Source organism: Geminocystis sp. NIES-3708 (assembly GCF_001548095.1).
Classification (GTDB): Bacteria; Cyanobacteriota; Cyanobacteriia; order Cyanobacteriales; family Cyanobacteriaceae; genus Geminocystis.
Map to the genome: position 1 here is coordinate 3,547,457 of NZ_AP014815.1, position 23,436 is coordinate 3,570,892.

Sequence of the window (23,436 nt, forward strand, 5' to 3'; positions counted from 1 at the left end):
ATTAATGAATTTCAGTATATTTTGGGATTGTAAAAAAAAATTTTGAGCCTTTTTCTATCTCTGATTGTACCCAAATTTTACCGCCATGACGAGTAACAATTTTTTGACATAATGCTAAACCAATACCTGTACCTTCATATTGATCACTGGAATATAATCGTTGAAACACTATAAAAATTTTTTCCTGAAATTTTACAGGGATACCAATTCCATTATCTTCAACACAAAATAGCCATTCATTTTGTAATGATTCTACTGTTATATTAATTATAATAGGTTTATTACTATGAAATTTTAGGGCATTACTAATTAAATTTTGCCATAATTGAGTTATTTGAAACTTATCTCCCATAATATGTGGTAATTTTTGATAAATAATTTTTGCTTTTTTTTCTTCCATAGAAATCTGAAAAATATCTAATACCTCTTCAATAATTTGGTTACAATTTAACAAAATAAATTCTTTTCCTTTTGTTTGTATTCTTGATAAAGCTAATAAATCTTTAATTAGCTGTTTCATTCGATGAGAAGCTGAGATAATAAACTGTAAATATTGCTTTCCTTCTTCGTTAATTTTATGTCCATATTCCTCTATAAATAACTCAGAAAAACTGGTGATAATTCTTAGTGGTTCTTGAAGATCATGAGACGCTACATAAGCAAACTGTTCTAATTCTTGATTAGATCTTTGTAATTCAATATTCCATGTTTTTAAATCTTTTTGCATATCATAAGTTTCTATCGCTTTAATAAATATTTCAGCTATTAATTTGACAAAAATTAGGTCAACTTGTTGCCATTGTTTGATATTTTGAAAAGAAGTTAACATTAAAAATCCGTGACAATTATTTTCATAAATTAAAGGCACTGCTAAAATAGATTTAATCTGATTATTGTTAATATATGATTCTTTTGATAAACAATATTCATCTTCATTAATTAGATCATTAATTTTTAAAAATTCCAACTTATTCATTATTTTTACAATCACACAAAGATCACATTTTAAATCAATCATGTTAATATTATTGCCATAAAAAAATTGAGTTTTAGTTATTTGATGACTATTATCAGTTATAAATAAAAAACAATGATCGATAGATAAAGTATCATAAATAGCTTTTAAAGAAAGATTAAACTTTTCATTTATATCTCCATAATCAACTTTAATAAATAAATTAGAAATATAAGTAACTAATTTTTCTAATTTAATTTTATAATTTAATCTATTGTTAATAATTTCTATTTCTGAAGTTCTTTGTTTAACCCTTACTTCTAGTTCTTGATTTAATTTTTTTAATTGTAATTCTGTTTCTTTTTTTTCTTTAATTTTTATCTCTAAATTTTGATTAAGAATAGCTAATTTTTCAGGAGTTGGTAAAACTAAAGCTAGAGGAATAATTGTTAATAATTCAAAAGCAGTTAAAACAGAAATTATTGCAGTTAAAATCTTAATAAAACCTGATAACCAATAAATAGGATACCATAGAGTAATAATTGCTATAAGATGAGTTAAACCACAAAAAAGAATAAAAGCACTAAATAATATAAAAATTTTGTTAAAAGGAATATCTTTCTTTTCATGAACAAAATAAATTAACATTAAAGGAATAGAAAAATAAGCCAAAAAAATAAATAAATCTGAGAATAAATGTACCCAGATTAAAGACGGTTGCCACAAATAACAATGGCCATGGGGAATATAATAATTAGATAACAAAATATTCATTAATATTCATTAATAAAAATAAGATTGTAAAGATAAGTTAAGTATTCATTTTTTTTTCATTAACAGATAATAGGATAAGAATTGTATCCCTAAGTACATAAAAATTAATCTACTTTAATGGAAAATGAAGATTATACTAGTGGAAGATGATCAAAGATTTGGAAAACTAATTAAAGATTATCTCATTACAGAATCAGAAAAAATTGATTTAGTCAATACAGGAATTAATATTAGAGATAAATTAGATCAAGGAAGTTATGACATTCTTATTTTAGATGTAATGTTACCCGAAAAAAACGGTATTGATATTTGTCGAGAATTAAGAGCCACAAATATTAATCTCCCAATATTATTTATTACTGCTTTAAATAATCAAATTGATAAAATTAAAGCTTTTGAATCTGGTGCTGATGATTATTTAATCAAGCCTTTTGACTTTCAAGAATTATTAGCTAGAATAAAAGCCCTTGTAAGACGAGAAAAAAAAATAAAATCAACAACAAATTTAACATGGCAAAACTTAGTCATGATTCTTGAAGAAAAACAAGTTAAATATGGAGATAATTATTTACATTTAACTCCCACAGAATATAAAATTTTAGAGATTTTTTTAACAACACCTCAAAAAGTTTTTAATACAGATAATATTATTGATCAATTGTGGGATATTGATACTATACCTACTAATAATACACTAAGAACTCATATAAAATCTCTCAGGAAAAAATTAACTGACGTAGGATTAGATAAGGATTTCATTGAAACACTTTATGGTATGGGTTATAGACTTAAACCCTTGAATAATAAGTCAGATAAAAATATCATAAAAAAATCATCTTCATTAATTAATTATTTTCAAAATAACCAACTAACTAAAAATCAATCAGATATTAATAAACAAGAAAAATTACAATTGTTAATTGAACAAATGTGGTTAGAAAATCAAGAAAACGTTAGCCAAGATTGTCAAAAGTTACTTGATTATATACACAGTAAAAATAATTTAAAAATTGATGATGCTATTCGTACAGTTCATAATTTTGTTGGTTTTCTAGGCAGTATTGGTTATATAAATGCTAGTAATATTTCTAAGAAAATTGAAGTTTTATTAAAAAATAATTATCCTCACGTTAAAGATCAAAAAAATATTATAAAAATAACAAATTTAATTCATGAGTTAGAAAAAGAATTATTCCCAGAAGGAAGACAAAATTATGACAAAAAAGATCAAGAATTATTTAATCAACAAAAAGTTGAAATATTAGTTATTGATGAAGATCAAAAATTAGCTAATCAATTAATTATGTTTATCGAAAATCCTCAAGTTTCTCTGAGTTTTTGTCATAGTATTTTATCTGCTCAAAACTATTTAAATGAGAAAACTTATGATGTAGTTATTTTAGAGACTCAATGGAAAAACAATTCTGATAGAGAAAACTCTATTTTAAATTTATTAGGGGAGAAAAAAAAAGAAACTAAAATTATTATTTATAGTAAAGATGATAGCTTAGAAAACAGATTATATTGTTCAAAATATCCTATTAATGCTTTTTTAAGTAAAAATAACTCTCTTGAAATATTATGGGAAAACATCAAAAGTGCCTTAATTCAAAATCACTCTAATTCTATAGTTAATTCCCTCTATAATATTTTGATTATCGATGATGATGTAAGATTTACTTCAATTTTAAAACAAAAATTAATTATTAATCAATTACCTCTTAATATTAATATAATTTCCGAAAGCGAAACTTTTTTAGATGAAATAAAAAAAATAAAACCACAATTAATAATTCTCGATTTAGAAATGCCAAAACTAAATGGTTTAGATATATGTAAAATTATCAAAAAAGATCCTTTATTACAATCTATTCCTGTTATTTTTTTAACCAGTAATTTAGCTTCAAATATTATTAATCAATTCCTCGAAGCTGGAGCAGATGACTTTATCAGTAAATCCAAAATTGATTTAGAATTATATCCCAGAATTTTAACTCATCTCCAAGGATATAAATTATAAATATACCTTTAAACATCTTCAAAATATAGTTTATTTAAGATAGAAAATTATAAATTTAAATAACTATTACTTATTGGCTATTTCCCGAATTTTCCTAAAATTATAATAGGGTTTAATTAGATAATTACAGATTTTTAACAAAAAATAATATACAGAAATCCGATGATAATTGCGAAATTTTTAAATGTGTTAGGTATTAGGCATTAGCTTTTAAAGATTATTAAGATTTATATCTTGATTTTCTAATCTTTAATTATTTACACATGATTTAAAATTGCTATATAGATTCAAAATAACCAAAAATCATTTTATGATCAAAAGAAAATATGAAAAATATAAAATTAATTAATATTAGTAAAGTTTTAGTTATTGATGATAATAAAGAAATTCAAAAATTAATAAAAATATCTTTAGAAATGATGAGAAAATGGGAAGTTTTCACCGCTAATTCAGGATTAGAAGGACTAAAAATAGCTAAACAATTACAAAATTTAGATTTAATACTTTTAGACTATCTAATGCCTGAAATTAATGGAGGAGAAATTATTATCAAGTTGCGAAAAGATAAAAAAGTTTGTCATATTCCAGTCATATTTTTAACTGCTCAATCGGACACACAATTTGACTGGCAAGGATTAGGTGCATTAGGAGTTATTTATAAACCATTTAATCCTATTACTATCGTAGATTTAATTGAAAAAATCTTAATCAATTAGTAAATAATAATTATTAATATTATGATGGAGAAAGAATCATCTAGTTAAGAAAGTAAATGAATTGAGGAGAGATGTAGAGTATGTTAGCAAAACTATATCCTAATATTATAGAGAATGTCAGTGAATGGAATCCCCAATTATTCCGAGAAGTCAAAGGTAGATTAACACCAAAAACCATTACGATTGTTTCTTTAGCTTCCATTGTCGGACAATTTTTACTATACCTATACTTTCAAGGAATATTACCTAAAACAGAAGGGAATTATAGTCGTTATTGTACCGCCATAGCCGAACCAGAATTATCCTATTCATCAAATTTTCGCATTTGTAATCAAGATTTATTAGGCAATTTACAAATCATTAAAGAATTATGGTGGTTAGATTTATTTACGACGATGAGTATCATGGGGGTTTTCATCCTTCTGGTGGTTGGTAGTTATATGCTAATGGCGGATGTCTCCAAAGAAAATAGCAAAAATACCCTTAATTTTATTCGCCTAACTCCTCAATCAGCCTTTACCATCTTTGGAGGAAAAATATTAGGAGTGCCTATTTTAGTTTATTTATTCGGTGTATTAGCAATGCCCTTACACTTAATGGCTGGAATAAAAGCTAATGTCTCTTTTCCTTTAATTATTGGTTTTTATCTTGCATTAGCCGTAAGTTGTTTCTTTTTTTATAGTGCTTGTTTACTATTTAGTTTAGTTTCTAGTGGCTTAGGAAATTTTCAAGCATGGTTAGGAAGCATGGCAATTTTCTTCTTTTTATGTACCATGACAGGAGCAATCATGGAAGCTAACAAATTTAGTAGCACTTCTATCGATTGGATTATTCTTTTCAACCCTATCATCTTCTTACCCTACTTAGTAAAATCAACATTTCTCTCTCCTGATACCATCGGTTACTTATCCATAGAAACCCTAAATAATCTTAATTGGTATGGTAATTTTTGGTGGCAAAATAGCATTGTTAGTTTATTCTTAATAATCTCCAATTACGCAATTTGGACATTTTGGTTATGGCAAGGAATCAAACGCCGTTTTCATAATCCTTCTGATACCATTCTTACAAAATATCATAGCTATTTAATTTCTGCTTGTTTTATTGTTTTCAATGTTGGATTTAGCTTACAAGAAATAAACTCTTATTCTTCCCCCAATGAAAAACTGATTGGCTTACAAGTATTTAACTTTTTTTTCTTCTCACTACTAATTATTGCTTTAACTCCTCATCGTCAAAGTTTACAAGATTGGTCACGTTTTCGTCACGAAAATTCTTCTCATAATCGTCTAATTCATGAATTACTTTTAGGAGAAAAAAGTCCTTCACCATTAGCCATTGCCGTCAATGTAGGCATCGTCACTTTATATACCATTCCCACCGTTTTAATTTTTCCTTTTAAAGATAATAAAACATCCATTTTAATGGGATTATTATTAAGTGCTACCATAACAATAATCTATGCAACAGTATTTCAATTACTATTGATGCTGAAAAGTCAAAAAAGAACTTTAATCGCCAGTGGTGTTGTTAGTAGCTTGATTTTTAGCCCATTTTTAGCCTTAATTATATCCCCTGAAAATCATCATAATTACCCTTTTATTTGGCTATTTTCAGCTTTTCCTTTAGTCGCCACCACTGAAATAAGTATTTTTTCAACGATGGGAATTTTATTAGCTCACATCACCGCAATCGTCAGTATTAACTATCAATTTAACAAAGTTTTAAACAAAGCAGGAATTTCCGAAACAAAAATTTTGTTAGAAACTAATTAGCAAATTTCCTGATTCTTGGGTGAATGTCATTCACCCCTATCCATTTTTTATTTGCCCAAAATTATATGAAATACTCATAGCAAATCAAAAATTTATCAAAAAACTGAAAAAAATGTTACGAAATGTCAAGAATTGCTACTAAAATGATAAACAGAAATAGTAGAATAGTAAAAAAATAGATGCGAATAGCCATAGCAGGTGCAGGATTAGCAGGACTTTCTTGCGCCAAATATTTAGCAGACGCAGGACATACACCAATTGTCCTTGAAAGAAGAGATGTTTTAGGCGGAAAAGTTGCCGCATGGAAAGACGAAGATGGAGACTGGTATGAAACAGGACTTCATATCTTTTTTGGTGCTTATCCCAATATGTTGCAGTTATTCCACGAATTAGGTATTGAAGATCGTTTGCAGTGGAAAGAACACACGATGATTTTTAATCAACCCGATAACCCTGGTACTTATTCACGGTTCGATTTTCCTGATCTTCCTGCCCCTGTTAATGGTTTAATTGCCATTTTACGCAATAATGATATGTTAACGTGGGGTGAAAAAATTAAATTTGGTTTAGGTTTGTTACCTGCCATTGTTAAAGGTCAGGAATATGTAGAAGATATGGATAAATATTCATGGTCAGAGTGGATGGCAAAACAAAACATCCCTCCCCGTGTCGAAAAAGAAGTTTTTATTGCTATGTCTAAGGCTTTAAACTTCATTAACCCTGATGAGATTTCCGCCACTATTCTCTTAACCGCTTTAAATCGTTTCTTACAAGAGAAAAACGGATCAAAAATGGCTTTCTTAGATGGTTCACCCACAGAAAGATTATGTCAACCAATTGTGGACTATGTCACCGAAAGAGGGGGAGAAGTACGCTTAAATGCCCCTCTCAAGGAAATTTTGTTAAATGAAGACGGAACAGTAAAAGGCTTCTTATTAAGAGGTTTAAATGGTGCTAATGATGAAATTTTCACCGCCGATGCTTATGTGTCCGCTATGCCTGTTGATCCTCTAAAAGTAATATTACCCCCCATCTGGAAAGAAAATCGATTTTTCCAAAAATTAGAAGGCTTAGAAGGTGTCCCTGTCATTAATTTACATTTATGGTTTGATCGTAAACTTACGGATATTGATCATTTATTATTTTCTCGCTCTCCCTTGTTAAGTGTTTATGCTGACATGAGCAATACTTGTAAAGAATATAGTAACCCTGATCGATCAATGTTAGAGTTAGTATTAGCACCTGCTCAAGATTGGATTAGCAAAACCGACGAAGAAATCATCGAAGCCACCGTGAAAGAATTAAGACAGTTATTCCCTCAACACTTTACGGGAGAGAATCCGACTAAATTATTGAAATTTCATGTGGTGAAAACCCCAAGATCAGTATATAAAGCGACACCCGGCAGACAAGCCTATCGTCCATCTCAAAAAACTCCTATTTCTAATTTTTATTTGGCTGGAGATTTCACCATGCAAGAATATTTAGGAAGCATGGAAGGGGCTGTATTATCAGGTAAACGCACTGCCGAAGTGGTAACAAAAGATTATCCCGTCAATAATACTATTAAGCAACCAGCTTTAGCCTAGAGTGGGTATTGCCAACAATACTTAGTATAGGGTAGGCATTCCTTAGAAGTATTTGAAAATATTTCTGCCCCTGACAAATAATTCTACAAAGAATCATTTATGACTCTCAGATTATCAAGCATAAACTATAAAATTATAGGTAAAGGTAGCAATGCCTACCCTACTTTTATCTTATTTTGTCTTTAATTAGTGATAAAAATGGATCATAAAGTGAGACAATACTGTAGAATCGTCATTATTCTTATTTTTAAACTTATATTTAGCTAACTATATTCAGCAGGGATGAATGCTGCAACTGCATAAAAAATTACAACCTAAACAACCCTTAGCCACCCCAGAAGAATCTTATGAATACTGTCGTCAAGTGACAGCAAAGTATTCTAAAACTTTCTATTTAGGCACTTTATTAATGCCGAAAGAAAAAAGATGTGCTATCTGGGCAATATATGTCTGGTGTCGCCGTACAGATGAATTAGTTGATGGTCCTCAAGCAAAATTGACTACTCCTGAAACCCTTGATTTGTGGGAACAACAGTTAGAATCAGTATTTGCAGGGCAACCTATCGATGATCCTGATGTAGCATTAGTAGATACTCTCAAACGTTTTCCTATGGATATTCAGCCCTTTAGAGATATGATAGCGGGGCAAAGAATGGATTTATATCGTAACCGTTATGAAACTTTTGAGGATTTAAAACTTTACTGTTACCGAGTTGCTGGGACAGTAGGCTTGATGTCATCTTCTGTACTGGGAATTGATGAAAGTTATTTAAACGCCCCTTGGTATAATAATTCAGTCTATATTCCTGAAAAAGAAGCCATTGCACTGGGTATTGCTAATCAATTAACCAATATTCTTCGAGATGTAGGAGAAGACACGGGCAGAAATCGCATCTATTTACCTTTAGAAGACTTAGCAAGGTTTAACTATACCGAAGAAGACTTATTTAATGGGGTAGTTGATGATCGTTGGTGTAACTTAATGCAATTCCAAATCAATCGTGCTAAGGAATATTACGAATCAGCTGAAAGTGGAATAAAAGCACTAAATCCTGATGGACGTTGGCCTGTGTGGTCGGCTTTAATGCTATATCAGGGTATTCTTGATGTTATTGTGAAAAATAACTATGACGTATTTAATCGACGTGCATTTGTACCAACTTCCCACAAAATGCTTTATTTACCCGTAGCATGGTTAAGAGCTCAAGTTTTATAAGTAATGATAGGAAAAGAGGAGAAGAGGAGGGGAAATTTATTAATAATTAATAATTAATTCCTAATTCCTCATTATTTAAGACATTTCGAGCATTTTTTGAATTGGCTTTAAGGCTTTAACTCTTATAGATTCGGATAAATTAATTTCTGGAGTTCGGTTTTTTAAAGCTAAATAAACCTTTTCGAGAGTATTTAATCTCATATATGGGCATTCATTACAAGCACAATTATTTTCGGGGGGTGCTGGAATAAATAGTTTTTTAGGTGCATCTTTTGCCATCTGATGAATAATACCTGGCTCAGTTGCAATAATAAATTCAGAAGATTTACTATCTAAAGCATATTTTAATAAAGCAGTAGTTGAACCAATATAGTCAGCATGACGTAAGATATGAGTTTCACATTCAGGATGTGCTAAAATTTCTGCTTGAGGATGTTGTACTTTTAATTGAACAATTTTCTTCTCAGAGAAAGTTTCGTGAACGATACAACTACCATCCCATAATACCATGTCTCGCCCCGTTTGTTCCATAACATAACGTCCTAAATTTTTATCTGGTGCGAAGATAATAGGTTGATTTTTGGGGATTTGTTTGACAATTTTAACGGCATTAGAGCTAGTGCAAATAATATCACTGAGAGCTTTAATTTCCGCCGTACAATTAATATAAGAAATAACGATATGATCAGGATATTGTGCTTTAAATTTAGAAAATTGGTCCGCCGAACAACTGTCAGCTAAAGAACATCCCGCTTCCAAATCTGGTAATAAAACCAACTTATGAGGATTAAGAATTTTTGCTGTTTCTGCCATGAAATGCACCCCCGCAAATAAGATTACATCTGCTTGAGTGGATGCCGCTTGTTGAGATAGTCCTAAAGAATCACCAATATAATCTGCAATATCTTGAATGTCTCCTTCTTGATAATAATGAGCTAAAATCACCGCATTTAATTCTTTTTTAAGATCAGTGATCGCACTAAATAAATCTTGGGGACTATTACTTAACGAGGATTGATTAGGGGAAATAGTGGCAGTAAACACAATTAACAGTTATCCTAAAAGAGTAAGTTATATTTCTTATTCTAACCTATTTATAGTATTTTTTACCATAAATAATAAAAATAATAAATTTCCCTTCAATGTCAAAAATAAAATGAATATGGAAGCAGAAATTATCAATTTTTCTTATTATTAACCATTGTCTGATTTTTGCTAGTCTTCATCAGGAAAACGAATAATATCATCATCTCCTAAATACTCTCCGTTTTGAATTTCGATCATCACTAAAGGTATCACACCGGGATTTTCTACTCGGTGTCTAGTATTCATGGGAACATAAGTTGATTGTTTCGGTAATAATAACTTTTCTTGCCCATTAAAAATTACTTTAGCTGTACCTGCTACCACAACCCAGTGTTCACTACGATGATAGTGCATTTGTGTACTAATATGATGGCCGGGTTTAACGGTTATTCTATTGATACGGTAATTATTTCCATTTTCTAACAATGTAACAGTACCCCAAGGAGGAGTTCTTGTGTACTCACCTTCTATTGATTCTTGATGCCCTAAATTAATATTCTCCGTCATAAGTCACCTTGAAAATAAATTAAGCTATTCTATTTATACCTAAAATCGATCTTTTTTGTATCATGATCCTAGTTTTAATGCTTCTAAATAAAGTCCATAAATAAAACCAATTTTAAAAGAATTTAACATTTCCAACCAAGCAGATTTACTGGTGGAATTATTGGTGCGGCGATAGATTAAAAAATTAGACAATTCTGTGAATATAAGAAAAATCAGGGCAATGGTTACATCCCAACGGGCAGATTGTCCTGAAGATGTAGTTAGTACATTAGCCATAAAAAATCCTAGTAATAAGCATATAATTATTACAGATAATTTTCGCCACGGATTACTTAAAAAAGTACTAAATTGACTAAAAAAATTTCCTATTAAAGAATTTAAACGGGTTTCCTGCATATTTTCTCAATCGAATTATACATTGTCCATTATCAATTATTTTTTTCTCTTTGGACGGCTAAAGCAATACCTTGAGTAATGATATGATGTTCTTGAATTTGAATACGATGATGTAGAGTTTCTGATGTATCATCAGGTAAAATTGGGACGGCAGATTGGATTAAGATAGGACCACTATCTACTTCTAAATCGACTAAATGCACTGTACAACCCGTCATTTTCACTTTAGCTTTTAAGGCTTTTTCTATGGCATTAATACCTTTAAAACTGGGTAATAAACTAGGGTGTATATTAATCACTTTTTCGGGAAATGCCTTCAATAATACATTAGTAATAATACGCATCCAACCTGCCATTACTACCCATTCTACTTGGTGAGCTTTAAATACCTCCACAATTGCTTCATCTAATGCTTCTCGATGGGGATAATTTCTATGATTTAACAAAACTGATGGAATATTAAATTTATCAGCTCTTTCTTTTGCTTTAGCTTGGGGATTATTATAAATTAATACCTCAACTTTACCATTCAATTTTCCCTCATTTATGGCTTGGGCGATCGCTTCAAAATTACTACCACTACCAGAAGCCATAACTCCTAATTTAATAGTTTTATTTAACTGTAGTTGATCCCAAGTTACATAAGGAGATACCAGAGCAGAAGAAAAAGAATGATCCATCACGGGCTAATTAATTGAATATAGAGATAAGAAATTATATCACAAGAAGATTCCAGTTTTAAGGGATTGGTTAGGTTACGACAATTTTTTAGGAATGATAAGACTAAATTTTGAACCCTTACCGACTTCTGACTTAACCCAAATTTTACCACCATTTTTTTTGACAAATTCCTCACATAATAATAATCCTAAACCTGTACCTGTTTCTCCTCTTGTTCCTTCTTTGCTACAACAGTGTTCAATTTTAAATAAGTTTTGAATTTGTTGTAATGTCATTCCTACTCCTGTATCAATAATATCTAGTTGAATGAAATTTTCTTGTTCGTGTATTTCAATGTCCACTTTTTCCCCTTCAGGGGTAAACTTAAGGGCGTTAGAAATTAAATTTTGGATAGTAGAAGATAACATATTATGATCGCCTAAAACTAAAGAATGGGAAAAATTATGTAGTTTCAAATCAATATGTTTTTCTTTAGCCGTAGGAAACATAACCATCATGATTTCTTGACATAGAGCATTAAGATCAAAATACTGTGGATTATATTTCATCTTCCCAGTTTCAATCATAGACCATTCCAAAAGATTTTTGAGTAATTTAAAGTTAGTTTGAGCAGAATCATAAATTTCTGATGACAAATCTATAATTTGCTCATTTTTCATCATTTTTACGTTATCTTTAAGAATTTCTGCAAAACCTAATAAAGTATTAAAAGGAGATTTTAGATCATGGGCAATAATGGAGAAAAATTTATCTTTACTAGCATTTAACTCTCGCAATTCTTCAGAAGATTGTTGTAATTTTTTAAAGGCGATTCTCAACTCTAATTGATTAATAACCTGTTTTGCGAGTATTCTCAAAGCATTTATTTGTTGAGAAGTTAAAGTTTTTGGCTGAGAATCTATAACACAAAGAGTACCTAAAGCAAATCCATCAGGGGTAACTAAAGGTGCACCAGCATAAAATCGAACATGAGGAGGATCTTCTATTACAAAAGGATTATCAGCAAAACGTTCATCTCGAGAAGCATCTTCCACCACCAAAACTTCTTCTTGAAGAATAGCATGACTGCAAAATGCTAAATTTCGTGGAGTTTCTTCCGCACATAAGCCAACTTTTGACTTGAACCATTGGCGATTATTATCAATTAAACTAATTAAGGCGATAGGAGTATTACAGATAGATGCGGCTAATTGAGTTATTTCATCATAAGCTATTTCAAAATCAGTATCTAAAATGTCATACCTCATTAAAGCTTGGAGTCGCTCTTTTTCATTGTCAGGTAATGGGGCAATTTTCATGAATAATTATCACTCTTTTTCAGTAAATAGAAAAATATTAATCATATTTTAGCAAAGAGCTTTTATAATTCATTTCATCTTATCCAATCTAACGGAAGGTTGTCTGTTAGCTAATTTAAGCAAATTGTATCTTGGTTGAGACATTTTTTTTCTTTTCAAAAATAATCCCAATAAAGCACCACTAATTAGTGGAAATATAGGATTAAACATAGCATTAACTAAAGAATCTACCACAAATAGAGTTAGAATCACGGCTAAAACGGCAGAAGATGCTATTTGAGGATAAAACCATGTTTTTACAGGATAGCAAAACCAGACAAAACACCATATTGGTAACAGTAATAAAAGTATTAAATTAATAAGACCAAATAAACCATTAGTACCGAAAATAATAATCCAAAAACTATCCGTAGTGGAAACATCAACGATTTCTCCAGTCCAATTTTCCTGATAGACTCGACTTCTACCCCAACCACCCCAGCCAAATATGATTCTTTCTCTGGCACGATCGCCTAAGATTAATTCATTATCAAATCTAAATTGTAAAGATCCAGCTCTTTCTTCTCCTGCTATATTTTGAATAAAGGGAATAATATTATCTCCTTGAAAATTTCCAGAAGTTGCAAAAATTAAATATAAACAAATACTAAAAGTTAATAATATTAAAGGAAAAGAATTTTTTGTCCATTTAGCGATGAACATAATCACTAATCCTATAACCATATATCCATAAGTCCCTATCGATTTAGAAAGTATAAAAGTTATTCCTAAAATCAGAATGACTACTTCAATGGGTAAATTCCAAATTTTCTTTACTACTTTTCCTTGCCATAACCAAATAGCAATTAATGTCGTACTCATCAGAAACATGGATAACATTAAGCCGTGTTGCATAAATACTTGAGGACGCCACCCCCCTAAACGCATAGTTTGGCCAAAGGAATGAGGAAAATAACCATAAACAATATTATGTAATTGAGGACTCATTCTAATTTCGTACAATGTCAAGGGTACATAAATTAATCCTGCTTTAATAATATCAATGGCTAATTCTTTTAATGTTAATAAATTACTAAAATAAAGTCGCCCTAAGAAATAAGGCATTGCCCATCGTGTTGCTTGATTGAGACTGGCATTTATACCGTCATATAATCCTAATTCATTACTAATAGAAGAAAAAATGGGACTGATACTAAATAAAATAATTGGTAAATCAATCCAATGTAGTCTAAATTTACGAAAGATTTGACTATCAAAAAGAATAATACCTAGAAAAATACCATAACAAGTTGCCACCATACCTTCATAGTCAGGAATTAAAGGTAATTCAAATCCTGCTTTTCTTGGTAAAAATAGTAAGCCACCTAAAAAACTAATGGAAACAGCTTTTGTCGGTGGAAATTTGTGGAAGAAATATAAGACTATCGGTAGCCAGAGAATCATAACCAGTTGGGCTTGTGGACTCATTTTTTACCCTGAATGAATAGCTAAATGTTTATGAAAGTATTTGATCTATCGGTAATCCCCAGCCGAGAGAATATCTGATGGTTAAGACTATTGTAATTAAAGCTATTAATAATAAAGTTATCTGAAAGTCTTGTTTCAGAGTTATTAATCCTTCTCGCCATGAACCATACTGCACTACAATATAAAATGGAATGTCATTTAAGGCAATGACAATAATTGCTCCCACAACTCCCATGATATAAGTAGCTAAAGGTAAAAATAAAATCATGTAAAGAAATTTTAATAAATATCCATAAGCACCATACATCGGTTTTCCTATACCCATCTGTACACTTCTCATGGTAATGCTAAGTAAATTAGGCCAAATACCAATACTTAAAATGGGTAAAATCCATGCTCCTTGTGCATATCTTTTATCATACATAAAGGTAATTAGAAAATCCCCAAAAGTGGTTAGTGATACGACTAAAAGTATTGAGATAACAAAAATCCATTGACGCTTATTTATAATTGTTTGTCTTAAGGTTTTTCTGGGTAAATCTCCTAATTTTGATACCACAGGAAAAACCACTGAGCTGTTAATCTTATCAATGATTTGTACGGGAATGTCTGCAAAGGTGAAAGCAATAGTATAGATACCTAAAAATTCGATAGAAAATAGTTTTCCTAGTAATAATCGATCAACTTGCATCGCCAAAAAAGTAATTGTTGTAGAGATAAATATCCATTTACCAAAAGAAAAAAGTTCTTTTATTGCTGTTGAATCCCAAAAGAAATAATTTTTGACTTCTGGTAAAAGTCGATGACTAATAATAGTACTAATAACTTTTGAAATTAAAGTACCCATTATTAATGACCAAATAGTAGGACTATAAAATGTCCAGCCCACTGTAATTACTAAAAATAAAATCTGTGTTCCCAATTCAAATAATACTTTCTCAGATTGTTTGATTTGACGATTAAGAAGAGGTAAAGAAGTAGAACGAAATCCATTAAGAATTGATCCAAAACCAATTATGGGTAGTAACCACTGTAATTGTGGTTCATCATAAAAAATAGATACGGGATAAGCCATTAAGACAAAAGCAATCCATAAACAAAAGCTACGAATTACTTGTAAAGTCCACGCAGTGTTATAAAAATTAGGATCTTCTCCTCTTTTACTTTGAATCAGACTTGGAGCAATACCAATATCAGAAAATAAAGTTAATCCTGTAATTAAAGTATTCATCAAAGCCATTAAGCCAAAAACTTCAGGCACTAATAAACGAGTGAGAATCAGATTACTACCTAATCGTAAAATTTGACTTGTACCGTAGCCTAAAAGAGTCCAAATTGTTCCACGAATTGCTAATTTTTTCAAGGATGACATTATCGGTTTATGTATCTAATTTACTATCAAGCTAATTTTAACTATCTTGGGAAGATTGATTTTTAATCAATATCCGTTTATATCCTTAATCAATGAAGATTCTTAACTCAATTAAAGTAAAAAAATGATTAGAACCAGTATTTTTACTGATTTATTTTATTTTTAAAAGATTATAGATCAATATATAGTTTTTTAAAATTTTGACCAAATAGCTGACAACCTTTACTAAAAGCTAGTTTATCTTTTTTAAACAATTTAAAAATATTTTCCAAGGATTTTTGTATCTTGGTTTTTTTTGTAATTAATATTCTGAAACCTTTTTATCGTAACTATTTAAGGTTTTTGCTGTAATTTTACTTAAATGTAATTCAGCATTTTTTAAAATTATGTTCATTAAATTTTAGTTAATTTATCGGATGTTTTCTAAAGGAAAATAATTAACAATATAAATATAAAGAAAAAAGTAATTGGTGATTTAAAAAATCAAATTTGTAATTGTTTAAATTCTTAATTTTGTTTTTATAATCTCTTATAAATCATTTTATATAAGACTTATTTCTTTTTTTCCAAAAATTATATATTATGGTTTCGCCTTTAATATTTATTATTATTTACTAAGAGTTAATGATTATGATTACTCAAAATATAGTTACGGATTCTTTATTTAATTTACCTCAACAATTTAACAATAATTTAGGCACAACTGATTGGACTAATGCGAATCAAGGATGGTTTGTACCTTTAAATACGAAATGGAATAAAAGTCAAGAATCCGCTTATGCTGATAATAGTGGGGCTGGTGGTTTAACTCAAGTAATTACGAATAATCAACTTAACAAAGGATTACAAACTATTAGTTTTGACGCTCTTAATAAAGGAATTAGTAACACTTTAAGAATACAGATTTATGGTATTAATGGTAAATTTAAACTCAATAACTGGAAAGCTGACAATCCTATTAGTGCAACAACTGATCCTATTCAATTTACTACTTTAATGGATACGGGAAATGTTGCAACTCAATCATTCGACTGGAAAAATTTTACTCAAGATGTCGATTTTGGTAGTGGTTATGAATATATTGCTATTCGTGCTTTTACTGACGGAGTAGAGTCTTCAGAGTCTATGGCTATTGATAATATTTCCATTGCACAAAAAAAAGTGTTAGAAATAGTTAGCATAATAGACTCGGATTTTAATGAATTAAATATGAAGTTTAATACCAATACGGGAATAACTTACTTTAATAATGCAGATAAGGGGTGGTTTGTACCTATAAACTCTAAATGGATTAGAGACAGTGTCAATGGCTATACTTATGCTGATAATACTGGTGCAGGAGGTTTAACTCAAGTCATTAAAAATAATCAAATAACTCAAGGTTTACAATATTTGAATTTTGATGCCATTAATAAAGGAACTAGTAATACTCTTAGAATACAAATTTATGGTGTTAATGGAGAATTTAAAATCAGTAATTGGGAAACAAAAGATCCTCTTGCCAATACCTTAAAGCCAATTAATTTTAGTACTTTATTAGATACAGGAAACATTGCAAGTAAATCATTTGATTGGAGTACTTTTTCTCAACAAATTAATTTTAACAATGGTTATGAATATATTGCTATTCGGGTTATAACCGATGGTGTTGAAGGTTCAGAGTTTATGGCTATTGATAATGTTTCCATCGCTAACGATATTCTCAAAGAAACTGTTGAACAAACGGAACCACCTAACAATCCCGTTGTTAACAATTCTATTTCTATTGGCACAAATCTAGGTGGAATTGCTTATTGGTCTCCCCAAAAACCTTTTATTAACTTATTCAAATCTTCATCTTCTTGGATAACTCAAGGTAATGGAATATGGGATACTCAAGAAAATGCTCTACTTGATTTAGATCAAAATGGGTGGGTTCGTTCTTTTCCAAAACCTGAGAATGGTGCTAAATTCACTTCCGTGGGAACTTTATTATCCCGTTCTGATGGTAATTATCTTGGTGGAGAATATGTAGTTTTATATGAAGGAGAAGGTACAATTAAGTATGGTTTTGATGCCAAACTAATATCTTCTACCCCTGGAAGAGATGTAATTCAAGTTAATCCCACTAAAGCTGGTATTCTTTTATCTATTACTCAAACAGATCCAAATCAGACAGGAAATTATATCCGAGACATAAATGTTGTTCCTGTTGCATCAGAAAATACTTACGAAACAGAAATTTTTAATCCTGATTTTATTAATCATATCGACTCTTTCAACAGCATTCGTTTTATGAACTGGATGGGAACAAATGATTCTACCCAAAAAGAATGGAGTAATAGACCTACTTTAGATAGTCAAACTTGGTTTGGAAATGGTGTTTCTGTTGAAGTCATGGTTGACTTAGCCAATAAAGAAGATGTTAATCCATGGTTTACTCTTCCTCATCTAGCAACGGATGAATACATAACCAATTTTGCCACTTATGTTAGAGATCATCTCGATCCCGAATTAAAAATCTATGTAGAATATTCTAATGAAGTTTGGAATGGTCAATTCAAACAAAGTAGATGGGTAGCTCAACAAGCTCAGACAGAAAATATGAGCAGTCCTTATGATTGGTATAGTCGTCGCACCACTCAAATTACCCAAATATGGGATCAGGTTTTTGGCTCAGATCAAGATAGAGTTGTGGGTGTTATGGGGGCTCAAGCTGGTAATATCGGAACTGCAAATCGTGCTTTAAATTATAATTGGACAAATAATCCTCTTTCTCATGAGCAATATGGTATTGATGCTATTACCATTGCACCTTATTTTGGTCATTATATTGGTGATAAAGCCAACAAAGATACACTATTATCTTGGACGAAAGAAGCTGATGGTGGATTAAATAAATTATTTGATGAAATTACTAAAGGAGGATTACTTCCTAATAGTCCGAAAGGTGGTGCATTACAGTTAGCTTATGATAGAATCGGTCAATATGTTGAACTCGCAAAACAAGAAAATCTTCAATTAATTGCTTATGAAGGTGGTCAACATTTAGTCGATAAGAGCGAAGATCCCGCCATTGTCGATTTGTTTGCTAAAGCTAATCGTGATTCTCGTATGGGAGACATTTATAAAGAATATTTCCAACAATGGTTCAATATGGGCGGTGGTGAATTTCTCAACTTTACTGATGTTGGTAGTTATAATAAGTTTGGGTCTTGGGGATTAACCGAAAGTTTAAATCAAAACTCACCTAAGTATGATGCAGTTATAGATTTAATCAATAGTACTTTACCGTAAATTTACTTACATAATTATTATTAGTTTGTTAAGATGAATCAGTGATATTTGATTCGTCTTTTTTTTTGGGGACTATTGTAGATAAATGTATGTTAATTGTTATTCTATTTTTGATTAATTTAACGTCATTGGTAATTTTATTTATCAGTTTGATTTTTTTCATTGAATGTTTTGCTTCTTTATTTCCTTTAACGATCAAGATTAATGATAGTAATCAATGGTATAAAACTTCTGTCAGTATTTTAATTCCAGCCCATAATGAAGAAATTGTTATTGAACAAACTTTACATACTATTATTCCTCAATTAAAATCTACAGATGAATTAATTGTTATTGCTGATAATTGTAGCGATCGCACAGTGGAAATCGTTACAAGAATGGGAATCAAAGTGATTCAACGTCAAAATCAAGAATTAAAAGGAAAAGGTTATGCGTTAGATTTCGGATTGAATTATCTGAGGCAAAATCCCCCTGATATTGTTATTTTTATTGATGCTGATTCCATTGTTCAACCTAACACCATTAAAATTTTAACGGAAACGGCGATCGCCAAAAATAAACCTATTCAGGGATTATATCTAATGGAAAATTCTCCCGAAGCAACTCCCAAGGATAAAATTTCCGCTTTTGCGTTTAAGGTAAAGAATTTAGTGCGCCCTCTAGGATTACATAATTTGAAACAACCATGTTTATTAACAGGCACTGGTATGACTTTTCCTTGGCACGTAATTCAAAAAATTGACCTTGGAAGTAATAATATTGTGGAAGATATGGCTTTAGGATTAGATTTAGCCATAGCTGGTTATTCTCCCTATTTTTGTCTAAATACTGTAATTTTGAGTATTTTGCCACAAAAAAAGGAAGTTGCGACTATTCAAAGAAGAAGATGGGAACACGGGCATTTACAAACAGCATTACAGTATATTCCTCGGCTAATCAAAGAAAGTATTAAACAAAAAAGATTAGATTTACTGATTATTGCTTCCGATTTATTTATTCCGCCATTATCTTTGTTGGTATCTATTTGGTTGGGATTAAGTTTAATTTCTGTATTGATGATAATTTTGAATCTTAATTATATTCCTTTCATTGCATTGATGATAGCAGGAGTAATGATTTTTACTGGAATTTTGATAGCATGGGTGAAATTTGGACAAGAAGAATTGCCTTTAATAAACTTATTAAGAATACCTTTATATATTCTCTGGAAAATACCTCTTTATTTTAAATTTTTGTGGAAACGAGAAAATCAATGGATTCGCACGGAAAGAGATATTTAAAAGGGAAAATTATGAAAATAGCCTATTTAATTAATCAATATCCTAAAATCAGTCATAGTTTTATTCGTCGTGAAATACAAGCATTAGAAAAAAAAGGTTTAGAAATCAAAAGGTATTCTATTCGTTACAGTGAAGATAAATTAGTTGATATAGAAGATAAAGAAGAATTAAAGGAAACTAAATTTATTCTTAATGTCGGCATGATTGGATTATTAATCAATATTTTAAAAACTATAATTTTTTATCCTTTTAATTTTATTAAAACTATAATTTTTACTCTCAAAATTGGCTATAAATCAGATCGAGGAATTGTCCGAAATTTAGCTTATTTAGGCGAGGCCTGTGTTTTATCATTTTGGTTAAAACAAGAGAACATAACCCATATCCATGCTCATTTTGGCACAAATTCCGCCACGGTTGCGATGCTATCTAATATCTTATTTGATTTTACCTACAGTTTTACAATTCATGGTCCGGAAGAATTTGATAAACCGGAAACTATATCTCTTCCTGAAAAGATAAAAAAAGCTACTTTTGTTGTAGTAATTAGTAGTTATGGAAAAAGTCAAGTTTATCGATGGTGTGACTATCCAGAATGGGGAAAAATTCATATCATTCATTGTGGCTTAAATGAGAAATTTATTGATGCAAAAATTACTCCTATTACTTTAGAAAATAATTTAGTTTGTGTTGGAAGATTATGCCCTCAAAAAGGACAAATTCTATTATTAAAAGCCATCGCTAGATTAAAAGAGAAAAGAATAATCTGTAATTTAACTTTAGTAGGAGACGGTGAATTAAGACGAGAAATTGAGAATTTAGCAGAAAAATTAGAGGTAAAAAACCAAATTATAATTACTGGTTGGGCGAGTAGTGAGGAAGTTAAACAACAAATTACTAAGGCTAAATTAATGGTAATACCTAGTTTTGCCGAGGGTTTACCTGTGGTGATTATGGAATCTTTAGCTTTAGGAATACCCGTTATTAGTACTTATATAGCTGGAATACCAGAGTTAATTGTAAATGGTGAATCTGGTTGGTTAATTCCCGCAGGAGATATAGATGCTTTAACCATAGCCATAGAATCGGCTTTAAATTTACCCATTGAAAAATTAGAAGAAATGGGGCAAAAAGGCAAAATAGCAGTTAATAAAAATCATAATATTTATCAAGAAACTGAAAATTTAATAAAATTATTTCAATCTTATCTTAGTTTGAAAAATAGTTAATTTTATCAAAAAAGGAGGGCTAAATGTTTAAAATTAATAATCATTTTTTATCTCGATATATAATCTTTTTTTTATCTTCCTTAATAGTTAGTTGTCAATATTTAACTCAAAATAGTGTGATATCTAACAAAAATAGTACTTTAGCTAAAGAAAAACAAAATATTCTTGTTCAAACATCAACATCTTTAGGCGTAGGGTTACATGGTATCAGTGATTGGTCAACTCAACACCCTTTTATTGATCATTTTAAAACTTCAAGATCATGGATTACTCAGTGTGTAAAATCAGACGAGAATTGTTTAAGCAAATGGAGTACAAAAGAAGAAAACTTACTAAATTTAGATCAAAATGGTTGGGTAAAATCTCTGCCTAAAAAAAATGATAACCTTCAATATTCTCGTGTAAGTACTCTTTTATTTGTTGGCATACCAAATCTTTTTCCTAAAGGTAAATATATTGTTTTATATGAAGGTGAAGGTACATTACAATATCAATTTGCAGGAAAAAAAATTATATCAGAGTCAAAATTAGGACGAGATGTTATTGAAGTTAATTCTAGTGATAAAAGAGGAATTCTAATTACTATAACTGCTACTGATCCTAAAAATACAGGTAACTATATTCGCAATATTCGAGTTATAGAAGCAAAAAATGAACAATTATTTAAGCAAGGAGAAATTTTTAATCCCTTATTTTTAGAGAAAATCAAGCCTTTTAGTACTTTACGTTTTATGGATTGGATGAAAACAAATAATTCTCCACAAAAGCAATGGCAAGATAGACCAATTCCTGACATTGTAACCTATAGTCAAAAAGGTGTTGCTTTAGAAACCATGATCGCTTTAGCAAATAAATTACAAAAAGATGTTTGGTTTAATATTCCTCATCAAGCAACCGATGAATATATCGCTAATTTTACTCAATTGGTGAAAAATACATTAGATCCCAATTTAAAAATATATTTAGAATTTTCTAATGAAGTATGGAATTGGCAATTTAAACAAGCACATTATGCTTTAGCACAAGGTAAAAAACACTGGAATCAAGAAGGTAATGCTTATATGCAATGGTATGGAATGCGTACTGCTCAAATGTGTGATATTGCTCAAAAAACCTTTGGAGATCAAAAAAATCGTTTAAACTGTGTGATGTCCACTCAAACTTCATGGCAAGGATTAGAAAAAGCTGTTTTAGATTGTCCTTTATGGGTTGCACAGGGTAATAATCCATGTTATAAACATGGTATTTCTGCTTATGCTATTACGGGATATTTTGGTAGTAGTTTAGGAATACCTGAGAATCAATCTGTCGTACAGTCATGGTTAAAAGAATCTGATGGAGGCTTTAATAAAGCTATAGAACATTTAAAAACAGGAAAATTACTCCACAGTAAAAGAAAAGATAGTTTACCAGATATTAATCAAAAATTTCTTTATCATAGCCAAGTAGCGCAAGCAAGAGGTTTACAATTAGTAGCTTATGAAGGGGGACAACATATAACAGGAGTAAAACAAGTTAAAAATAATCAAAAACTAACTGATTTTTTCATCGCCTTAAATCGTCGTCCAGAAATGTATGATCTCTATACTGAATTATTGAATAATTGGGAAAAAGCTGGAGGAGGTTTATTTATGCACTTTGTTGACATAGGCAAACCTAGTAAACATGGCAGTTGGGGAGCTTTAGAGTATTTAGATCAATTAGAATCTCCTAAATATAAAGCTTTAATCGGTTTTATTAATAATCAAAAATCAGATCATTAACTATCATTTATCATTGAAATTAAATAAGATCAAAAT

Annotated in this window: 17 protein-coding genes; 9 read left to right on the top strand and 8 right to left on the bottom strand. The window is 30.1% G+C overall.

Features of this window, described 5'->3' with window-relative positions:
- Position 1: 1 nt before the first annotated feature.
- Positions 2-1,729: an ATP-binding protein gene (locus GM3708_RS15575; protein ID WP_066348849.1), complete on the bottom strand. Its 1,728-nt coding sequence runs from the start codon at positions 1,727-1,729 to the stop codon at positions 2-4.
- Positions 1,730-1,853: 124 nt separating this feature from the next.
- On the opposite strand from GM3708_RS15575, the gene GM3708_RS15580 reads away from it, so the two are divergent.
- From GM3708_RS15580 to crtB, 5 genes are all read left to right on the top strand, one after another.
- The gene (locus tag GM3708_RS15580; RefSeq protein WP_066348852.1) at positions 1,854-3,749 is read left to right on the top strand and encodes a response regulator transcription factor; all 1,896 of its coding nucleotides are present in this window, start codon (positions 1,854-1,856) and stop codon (positions 3,747-3,749) included.
- Between the two features lie 326 nt (positions 3,750-4,075).
- A complete protein-coding gene (locus GM3708_RS15585) occupies positions 4,076-4,465 on the top strand; it encodes a response regulator (protein WP_066348853.1) in 390 nt (129 codons plus the stop codon).
- An 80-nt stretch (positions 4,466-4,545) separates the two neighbouring features.
- Positions 4,546-6,240 (top strand): ABC transporter permease, encoded by a 1,695-nt coding sequence (locus tag GM3708_RS15590; RefSeq protein WP_066348855.1) that lies wholly within the window; start codon positions 4,546-4,548, stop codon positions 6,238-6,240.
- 179 nt (positions 6,241-6,419) lie between these two features.
- Positions 6,420-7,829 carry a 15-cis-phytoene desaturase gene (gene pds / locus GM3708_RS15595; RefSeq protein WP_066348857.1) on the top strand — a complete coding sequence of 470 codons (1,410 nt, stop codon included), beginning with the start codon at positions 6,420-6,422 and terminating at the stop codon, positions 7,827-7,829.
- 286 nt (positions 7,830-8,115) lie between these two features.
- The gene (gene crtB / locus GM3708_RS15600) at positions 8,116-9,045 is read left to right on the top strand and encodes a 15-cis-phytoene synthase CrtB (RefSeq protein ID WP_066348860.1); all 930 of its coding nucleotides are present in this window, start codon (positions 8,116-8,118) and stop codon (positions 9,043-9,045) included.
- 75 nt (positions 9,046-9,120) lie between these two features.
- On the opposite strand, the gene nadA is transcribed toward crtB, so the two are convergent.
- The 7 genes from nadA to GM3708_RS15635 all read right to left on the bottom strand — a co-directional run bounded on the left by nadA (position 9,121) and on the right by GM3708_RS15635 (position 15,852).
- The gene (gene nadA, locus GM3708_RS15605; RefSeq protein WP_066348861.1) at positions 9,121-10,089 is read right to left on the bottom strand and encodes a quinolinate synthase NadA; all 969 of its coding nucleotides are present in this window, start codon (positions 10,087-10,089) and stop codon (positions 9,121-9,123) included.
- A gap of 171 nt (positions 10,090-10,260) precedes the next feature.
- Positions 10,261-10,638, bottom strand: coding sequence for a phosphomannose isomerase type II C-terminal cupin domain (locus GM3708_RS15610; protein ID WP_066348862.1), 378 nt, complete (start codon positions 10,636-10,638; stop codon positions 10,261-10,263).
- 60 nt (positions 10,639-10,698) lie between these two features.
- Positions 10,699-10,914, bottom strand: coding sequence for a DUF565 domain-containing protein (locus tag GM3708_RS19500; RefSeq protein ID WP_231932973.1), 216 nt, complete (start codon positions 10,912-10,914; stop codon positions 10,699-10,701).
- A 152-nt stretch (positions 10,915-11,066) separates the two neighbouring features.
- Entirely contained in the window at positions 11,067-11,714 is a 648-nt protein-coding gene (purN, locus tag GM3708_RS15620) for a phosphoribosylglycinamide formyltransferase (RefSeq protein ID WP_066348868.1), read from the bottom strand.
- 75 nt (positions 11,715-11,789) lie between these two features.
- The gene (locus GM3708_RS15625; RefSeq protein ID WP_066348870.1) at positions 11,790-13,013 is read right to left on the bottom strand and encodes a HAMP domain-containing sensor histidine kinase; all 1,224 of its coding nucleotides are present in this window, start codon (positions 13,011-13,013) and stop codon (positions 11,790-11,792) included.
- A gap of 69 nt (positions 13,014-13,082) precedes the next feature.
- A complete protein-coding gene (locus tag GM3708_RS15630; protein WP_066348871.1) occupies positions 13,083-14,480 on the bottom strand; it encodes a hypothetical protein in 1,398 nt (465 codons plus the stop codon).
- Positions 14,481-14,508: 28 nt separating this feature from the next.
- Positions 14,509-15,852: an oligosaccharide flippase family protein gene (locus GM3708_RS15635; RefSeq protein WP_066348873.1), complete on the bottom strand. Its 1,344-nt coding sequence runs from the start codon at positions 15,850-15,852 to the stop codon at positions 14,509-14,511.
- Positions 15,853-16,482: 630 nt separating this feature from the next.
- Between GM3708_RS15635 and GM3708_RS18605 the strand changes: the two genes are divergently transcribed.
- From GM3708_RS18605 to GM3708_RS15655, 4 genes are all read left to right on the top strand, one after another.
- Entirely contained in the window at positions 16,483-19,128 is a 2,646-nt protein-coding gene (locus GM3708_RS18605; protein ID WP_144439332.1) for a hypothetical protein, read from the top strand.
- 89 nt (positions 19,129-19,217) lie between these two features.
- Positions 19,218-20,408 carry a glycosyltransferase family 2 protein gene (locus GM3708_RS15645; RefSeq protein WP_066348878.1) on the top strand — a complete coding sequence of 397 codons (1,191 nt, stop codon included), beginning with the start codon at positions 19,218-19,220 and terminating at the stop codon, positions 20,406-20,408.
- 11 nt (positions 20,409-20,419) lie between these two features.
- A complete protein-coding gene (locus GM3708_RS15650) occupies positions 20,420-21,637 on the top strand; it encodes a glycosyltransferase family 4 protein (protein WP_066348880.1) in 1,218 nt (405 codons plus the stop codon).
- Positions 21,638-21,660: 23 nt separating this feature from the next.
- Positions 21,661-23,400 (top strand): cellulose-binding protein, encoded by a 1,740-nt coding sequence (locus tag GM3708_RS15655; protein ID WP_066348881.1) that lies wholly within the window; start codon positions 21,661-21,663, stop codon positions 23,398-23,400.
- Positions 23,401-23,436 lie beyond the last annotated feature (36 nt).

Bases quoted from the DNA above. Each gene is read 5' to 3' on its own strand.
- GM3708_RS15575 (WP_066348849.1), bottom strand. From the start codon at position 1,729: ATGAATATTTTGTTATCTAATTATTATATTCCCCATGGCCATTGTTAT.
- GM3708_RS15580 (WP_066348852.1), top strand. From the start codon at position 1,854: ATGAAGATTATACTAGTGGAAGATGATCAAAGATTTGGAAAACTAATT.
- GM3708_RS15585 (WP_066348853.1), top strand. From the start codon at position 4,076: ATGAAAAATATAAAATTAATTAATATTAGTAAAGTTTTAGTTATTGAT.
- GM3708_RS15590 (WP_066348855.1), top strand. From the start codon at position 4,546: ATGTTAGCAAAACTATATCCTAATATTATAGAGAATGTCAGTGAATGG.
- pds (WP_066348857.1), top strand. From the start codon at position 6,420: ATGCGAATAGCCATAGCAGGTGCAGGATTAGCAGGACTTTCTTGCGCC.
- crtB (WP_066348860.1), top strand. From the start codon at position 8,116: ATGCTGCAACTGCATAAAAAATTACAACCTAAACAACCCTTAGCCACC.
- GM3708_RS15610 (WP_066348862.1), bottom strand. From the start codon at position 10,638: ATGACGGAGAATATTAATTTAGGGCATCAAGAATCAATAGAAGGTGAG.
- GM3708_RS19500 (WP_231932973.1), bottom strand. From the start codon at position 10,914: ATGGCTAATGTACTAACTACATCTTCAGGACAATCTGCCCGTTGGGAT.
- purN (WP_066348868.1), bottom strand. From the start codon at position 11,714: ATGGATCATTCTTTTTCTTCTGCTCTGGTATCTCCTTATGTAACTTGG.
- GM3708_RS15625 (WP_066348870.1), bottom strand. From the start codon at position 13,013: ATGAAAATTGCCCCATTACCTGACAATGAAAAAGAGCGACTCCAAGCT.
- GM3708_RS15630 (WP_066348871.1), bottom strand. From the start codon at position 14,480: ATGAGTCCACAAGCCCAACTGGTTATGATTCTCTGGCTACCGATAGTC.
- GM3708_RS15635 (WP_066348873.1), bottom strand. From the start codon at position 15,852: ATGTCATCCTTGAAAAAATTAGCAATTCGTGGAACAATTTGGACTCTT.
- GM3708_RS18605 (WP_144439332.1), top strand. From the start codon at position 16,483: ATGATTACTCAAAATATAGTTACGGATTCTTTATTTAATTTACCTCAA.
- GM3708_RS15645 (WP_066348878.1), top strand. From the start codon at position 19,218: ATGTTAATTGTTATTCTATTTTTGATTAATTTAACGTCATTGGTAATT.
- GM3708_RS15650 (WP_066348880.1), top strand. From the start codon at position 20,420: ATGAAAATAGCCTATTTAATTAATCAATATCCTAAAATCAGTCATAGT.
- GM3708_RS15655 (WP_066348881.1), top strand. From the start codon at position 21,661: ATGTTTAAAATTAATAATCATTTTTTATCTCGATATATAATCTTTTTT.